The organism is Vibrio sp. OPT18 (genome assembly GCF_015163615.1).
GTDB classification, from domain to species: domain Bacteria; phylum Pseudomonadota; class Gammaproteobacteria; order Enterobacterales; family Vibrionaceae; genus Vibrio; species Vibrio coralliirubri.
The window spans coordinates 129348-135572 of record NZ_JADDYK010000088.1; the positions used below are offsets into that span (position 1 = coordinate 129348).

Annotated in this window: 5 protein-coding genes; all 5 read left to right on the forward strand. The window is 46.5% G+C overall.

Annotation, left to right across the window (positions count from 1 at the left end; genetic code table 11):
* Positions 1 to 137: 137 nt before the first annotated feature.
* The 5 genes from IQQ51_RS23025 to IQQ51_RS23045 all read left to right on the forward strand — a co-directional run bounded on the left by IQQ51_RS23025 (position 138) and on the right by IQQ51_RS23045 (position 6021).
* On the forward strand, positions 138 to 716 hold the full coding sequence (locus tag IQQ51_RS23025) for an aminodeoxychorismate/anthranilate synthase component II (protein ID WP_009848915.1): 579 nt from the start codon (positions 138 to 140) through the stop codon (positions 714 to 716).
* A gap of 464 nt (positions 717 to 1180) precedes the next feature.
* Positions 1181 to 2392, forward strand: coding sequence for an aspartate aminotransferase family protein (locus IQQ51_RS23030; RefSeq protein WP_048612356.1), 1212 nt, complete (start codon positions 1181 to 1183; stop codon positions 2390 to 2392).
* Positions 2393 to 2499: 107 nt separating this feature from the next.
* A complete protein-coding gene (gene astA, locus IQQ51_RS23035) occupies positions 2500 to 3519 on the forward strand; it encodes an arginine N-succinyltransferase (RefSeq protein ID WP_193842217.1) in 1020 nt (339 codons plus the stop codon).
* 39 nt (positions 3520 to 3558) lie between these two features.
* Entirely contained in the window at positions 3559 to 5016 is a 1458-nt protein-coding gene (gene astD / locus IQQ51_RS23040; protein ID WP_193842218.1) for a succinylglutamate-semialdehyde dehydrogenase, read from the forward strand.
* A 213-nt stretch (positions 5017 to 5229) separates the two neighbouring features.
* Positions 5230 to 6021 (forward strand): DUF1338 domain-containing protein, encoded by a 792-nt coding sequence (locus IQQ51_RS23045; RefSeq protein WP_193842219.1) that lies wholly within the window; start codon positions 5230 to 5232, stop codon positions 6019 to 6021.
* Positions 6022 to 6225: the final 204 nt, after the last annotated feature.

The following is a 6225-nucleotide window of genomic DNA, read 5'->3' on the forward strand; positions in this document are numbered from 1 at the left end:
ACGATATGAGGCGCCTAGTGCGCCTCTTCTTTATTGATCTCGTTTAAATAGTAAATAAGTAGAAAGACTTGCCTTTCTAATCTCTTACTGCACAATACACCCTGTTATTTTCTTCAGTACTACTACGATTTCGACCCATGTTACTTATCATCGATAACTACGACTCTTTTACCTATAACTTGTATCAGTATTTCTGTGAGTTAGGGGTAACTGTAAAAGTTGTTCGCAACGATGAGATTGATATTGCGGGCATCGAAGCGCTAAATCCTAGCCATCTTGTTATCTCGCCGGGCCCATGTACGCCCGATGATGCGGGAATTTCGCTGCAGGTGATTGAACACTTCGTTGGTAAGCTGCCGATCTTAGGTGTGTGTCTTGGTCATCAAGCCATTGCTCAAGTCTTTGGTGGTGAAGTGGTGAGAGCCAGACAAGTGATGCACGGTAAAACCTCGCCGATCCGCCATAACGGTAAGAGCGTTTTTCAAGGTCTCAATAACCCTCTGACTGTGACTCGTTACCACTCTTTAGTGGTGAAAAACGGCACATTACCAGACTGTTTTGAGCTGACCTCTTGGACAGAATTTGAAGATGGCAGCATGGATGAGATCATGGGTTATCAACATAAAACCTTGCCGATTGATGCCGTCCAATTTCACCCTGAATCGATTAAAACAGAGCAAGGACACCAGCTTCTCGCTAACTTCCTAGCACGCTGAGTGTTTAAACTTGCCCCTTTCTTCGTCTAAATAAGCCAGTTAAACGTATTCCATTACCCTTTAAGCGTTTAAATTCGGGCGTTACGCGTCTTCATCCCTCTGACGGCGATCACTTTTTATAACATTTCTCCCTCTTCAGGCTAAGTTTTTAGCCTATGCAAAATTATTCGCGTTATTTCGTCTCGAACCCAATATACCGCAATGCCAGTAAGGCTTTGCTGTTGCTGGTTATACGTTTAGGTAAAAAAAGCTTCATAAAACAGATTAATTGATGCATAAATAGTCATAGGTAGTGACGTTTAGCTGGTTGTAAGGGATGGCTAAAGAATAATCTACTATTGAAAAGGTTAATTAAATGTAAATATAATGCTGCAGCGGGATTATGGCGAGACAAAATATCTTTGTCTCACTTATGAACCATTACGCTTATTTGCGAAGCTTGCGGTATCGAGAAGGAATGTACGATGACAGTGGAAAATAAAGTAGAACGTAGTCTGTTTAATGAGGTGATGGTGCCTTGTTATAACCCAATGGAAATGATCCCAGTAAAAGGGGAAGGCGCACGCGTTTGGGACCAACAAGGCCGAGAGTATATCGACTTTGCTGGTGGTATCGCCGTGAGCTGTTTGGGTCACTGTCACCCAGCAATGGTTAATGCTGTTACCGAGCAAGCAAACAAGATTTGGCATCTAAGTAACGTGATGACCAACGAACCTGCACTGCGTCTAGCGAAGAAGCTAACCGACGTATGTTTTGCAGAAAAAGTATTCTTTGCCAACTCTGGCGCAGAAGCGAATGAAGCAGCTTTGAAGCTAGCTCGTCGTTGGGCGGCGGATGTTCACGGTCCTGAGAAATCTGAAATCATTGCATTCAAACAAGGTTTCCACGGTCGTACTTTCTTTACCGTAACGGTAGGTGGTCAAGAAGCTTACTCTGATGGTTTCGGTCCTAAACCGGGCGACGTTACTCACCTGCCTTACAACGATATTGCAGCACTAGAAGCGCACATCTCTGATCGCACTTGTGCAATCATGATGGAACCTCTGCAAGGCGAGGGCGGTATCATCTCGCCAACCTCTGAATTCGTGAACACAGTTCGTGAGCTGTGTGACAAACACAATGCACTGCTTATCTTTGATGAAGTGCAAACGGGTAATGGCCGTACTGGTAACTTTTACGCTTACCAAGGTCTAGGTGTAACACCAGATATTTTGAGCACTGCAAAATCACTTGGTGGTGGTTTCCCTATCGGTGCAATGCTGACGACTTCTGAACTGGCGACACATCTAAAAGTTGGTACTCACGGCTCTACTTACGGTGGTAACCCACTGGCGTGTGCTGTTGCAGAAGCGGTTGTTGATGTGGTTAGCCAACCTGAAACATTAGCTGGCGTGAAAGAGCGTGAAGCATTGTTCCGTGATGGTCTTACTAAGATTAACGATAAGTACCAAATCTTCAGTGAAGTTCGTGGTAAAGGCCTACTACTAGGTGCTGCGCTTAACGAAGAGTGGCAAGGCCGTGCACGTGACGTATTAGTAGCAGCAGGCGAACAAGGCTTGATGGTACTGGTTGCGGGTGCAAACGTGGTTCGTTTCACGCCATCACTGGTTATTACTACACAAGAAATTGAAGAAGGCTTATCAAAACTAGACAAAGCAATCGCTACGCTAGTTTAGCCTGAGCGGCGTCATAGGAATGATCGCCAATAGAGCGATCCCATGACGTTCTGCTAAAGGCCCAAGCTTCTGGTTTTGGGCCTATTTTGCATCTGGAGGGAATATTGATGCTAGTTGTTCGCCCAATAAAATTATCTGATTACGATGCGCTGCATACCTGCGCGGTTGAGTCAGGACATGGATTCACATCTCTTCCGGTTAACGAAGAACTGTTAACTAACCGTATTACTCACTCTGAATACAGCTTTACCAAACAAGACGTGACTGAACCCGGTGATGAAGGCTACCTAATGGTTGGCTTTGATACCGAAACTGGTGAGGTTGCAGGTACGACAGGTATCGAAGCTTCAATCGGCTGGGATGTCCCGTTCTACTCTTACCACATCAGCAAGGTGGTTCACTCGTCGCAGAAGCTTGGCGTAAATAACGTCGTGAAGCTGCTGACTTTCGGTAATAACTACACCGGATGCAGTGAGATCTGCACACTGTTCTTGCGCCCGGCATTCCGTGGTGGATTGAATGGTCGTCTGATGTCTAAGTGTCGTTTCTTGATTATGTCTGAGCACCCAGAGCGTTTCTCGAAAACGATTTTTGCTGAGATGCGTGGCGTATCAGATGCAGAAGGTAACTCTCCTTTCTGGCAATGGTTGCAAGAGCACTTCTTCTCGATTGATTTTACGCTTGCCGATTACCTAACCGGTATTGGTAAGAAAGGCTTTATTGCAGACCTAATGCCTAAGCTACCTATCTACGTGAATCTACTGAGCAAAGAAGCTCAGGCGGTGATCGGAGAGGTACATGACAATACGCGTCCTGCACTTAAGTTGCTGGAACGTGAAGGTTTCACCAACCGTGGTTATGTCGACATCTTTGATGCAGGCCCAACGGTTGAGTGTGATCTAAGAAACATCGAATCTGTGCGTTATTCAATTCGAGCACAGGTTCAAATTGCAGAGCACTCTAGCTCTAAAGACTTCCTAATTGGTAATACCTCGTTTGAGAACTTCCGCGCAGTAGCCGCGAAAGGTGCGTATGACCAAGCAAGCGACACAGTGATTTTATCATCTGAAGTAGCAAGCGCTCTTGAAGTAAAAGAAGGCGAATTCGTTCGCATGTTGGCTCAGTAAGAGCGGCGATTATCTGTCGAAGATTTTAAGGATAGAAGTATGACTCAGTGGATAGCAGGACAGTGGGTGGCAGGTCAAGGTGACGCCATGACATCAGTAAGCCCATACAACAATGAAGTAGTGTGGCAGGGTGATAGCGCAACACCAGCACAGGTTGAATCTGCAGTAGCAGCAGCTCGTGAAGCCTTCTTGGTTTGGAAAAAACTGAGCTTTGCAGAGCGTGAAGCGATTGTGTTGAACTTTGCTGAGAAAGTTAAAGAGAACAGCGAAGAGATCGCGCAAATTATCGCAAAAGAGACGGGTAAACCGATTTGGGAAACTCGCACTGAAGCGGGCGCAATGGCGGGCAAGATTGCTATTTCTATCCGTGCTTACCACGAGCGTACTGGTGAAGCTTCACGTGAAGCGGCGGGCAACCAAGTTGTACTGCGTCATCGCCCATTAGGCGTGATGGCGGTATTTGGTCCTTATAACTTCCCAGGTCACCTACCAAACGGTCATATTGTTCCTGCACTGCTATCGGGTAATACCGTGGTATTTAAGCCTTCAGAGCAGACACCTTGGACGGGTGAGTTTGCGATGAAGCTATGGCAAGAAGCGGGTCTTCCTGCTGGTGTAATCAACCTAGTGCAAGGCGCTAAAGAGACAGGTATCGCTTTGGCGGATGCTAAAGGTCTTGATGGCGTGCTATTCACAGGTAGTGCGAATACTGGTCATATCCTTCACCGTCAATTCGCGGGTCAACCGGGTAAGATGCTGGCACTAGAGATGGGCGGTAACAACCCTATGGTGATCAGTAACCAATTTGGTGATGCTGACGCGACGGTTTATACCATTATCCAATCGGCTTTCATCAGTGCGGGTCAACGTTGTACATGTGCACGTCGCCTGTATGTGCCTGTTGGAGAGAAGGGCGATCAACTGCTGGATAAGCTCGTTGCGGCTACCTTGAAGATTCGTGTCGATCAGCCGTTCGCTGAGCCAGCACCTTTCATGGGCCCACAGATCTCTGAAGCTGCGGCTAAGTTCATTCTGGACGCGCAAGCGAATCTTCAATCGTTAGGCGGTGTCAGCCTAGTAGAAGCAAAAGCGGGTCAAGCTGCGTTTGTTTCTCCGGGTATTATAGATGCAACCAACATTGCTGAACTGCCTGATGAAGAGTACTTCGGTCCACTGCTACAAGTGGTTCGTTACCAATCGCTAGAGCAAGCGGTTGAGCTAGCTAACGACACTCGTTTTGGTTTGTCTGCCGGCTTAGTATCAACAGATGATTCTGAATGGGAATACTTCGTTGACCATATCCGTGCGGGTATTGTTAACCGTAACCGTCAGCTAACAGGCGCAAGTGGTGATGCACCATTTGGTGGCCCGGGTGCTTCGGGCAACCTACGCCCAAGTGCTTACTATGCAGCGGACTACTGTGCTTACCCTATGGCTTCAATGGAAGGTGGCGAAACTCAACTTCCAGCAACGTTTAGCCCGGGTATTGAGCTTTAATTTAGGCTAATGAGTCTTAGGCTCATGCGTTAAGCTTGAAATAGGGAAGTGGTGTTATCGCTTCCCTTTTCCATCACGTCCGACACCTAGATTGGACGGTAGATAATAATAGAAAAAGTATGTCACAGGCTGATGGCTGCTGACTCTGTGTCTCAGCCTCTCCCTTTCTAATCCAAATTACTAGCTTGCTAGAACCTCTGACAAGGAGTCACCATGACGCCCGATCTACTCTTTAAATCACTTTGGGACGATTACATTCACAGGCTTTGTCCATCGGCTGAGAAAGTGCATCATTTGCTGAAAGAAGATGAAGCGCTTATCAACGACCATATTGCACTGCGTACTTTTAATGTTGCCCCTCTCGGTATTGAAACACTAGCTAAACCTTTCCTTGATCTGGGTTACAAGGCGTGTGGCGACTACCTGTTTGAGAGTAAGAAGCTAGTGGCTAAACACTACGAGCACCCAGACCCGAAGCAGCCAAAAGTGTTCATTAGTGAATTGAAGGTCGAAGAGTGTTCTAGTGATTTGCAACAGATCGTTGCTAAGTTAGTTGAGCAAGTAGATGCAAGCAAGCTTCAAGGTCATGAGTTCTTGTTTGGCGGTCGTCTTTGGGATTTGAGCTTCGCTGATTTTCAAGTACTAGCGAAAGAGAGCGAATACGCGTCTTGGCTAGCGGCTCATGGATATGGTGCAAACCACTTTACGGTGAGTGTGAATCAGCTAAATAACTTCGATGAAGTGCAGACGGTGAATGACTACCTGAGCGAGTCGGACTTCACGATCAATGCATCTGGCGGTCAGGTTAAAGGCTCTCCAGAGGTCTTATTAGAGCAATCATCAACAATGGCAGACAAAGTCCCAGTTTCATTTGTTGAAGGCAATGAGATGATTCCTGGCGGCTTCTATGAGTTCGCTAAGCGTTATGCGATGGCCAACGGTGAGCTTTACACCGGTTTTGTTGCAGCATCGGCGGACAAAATCTTTGAGAGCACCAACGGTTAAAGAAAGATACAAGAACGGGCTTCACCCTTGAGATATGGTGAGGCTTCGTTTCGAGACAGTTTGCGCTTGGAAGCTGTAGGTGTTCTATTCGCATCTGATGTGACCCCTGATGTGACCCCATAAAAGTAGACACTTAATACAGAGCATTGAGTGTCATGAAAGTAAAATCACAAAGACAATATACAGACGAATTTAAACGAGAAG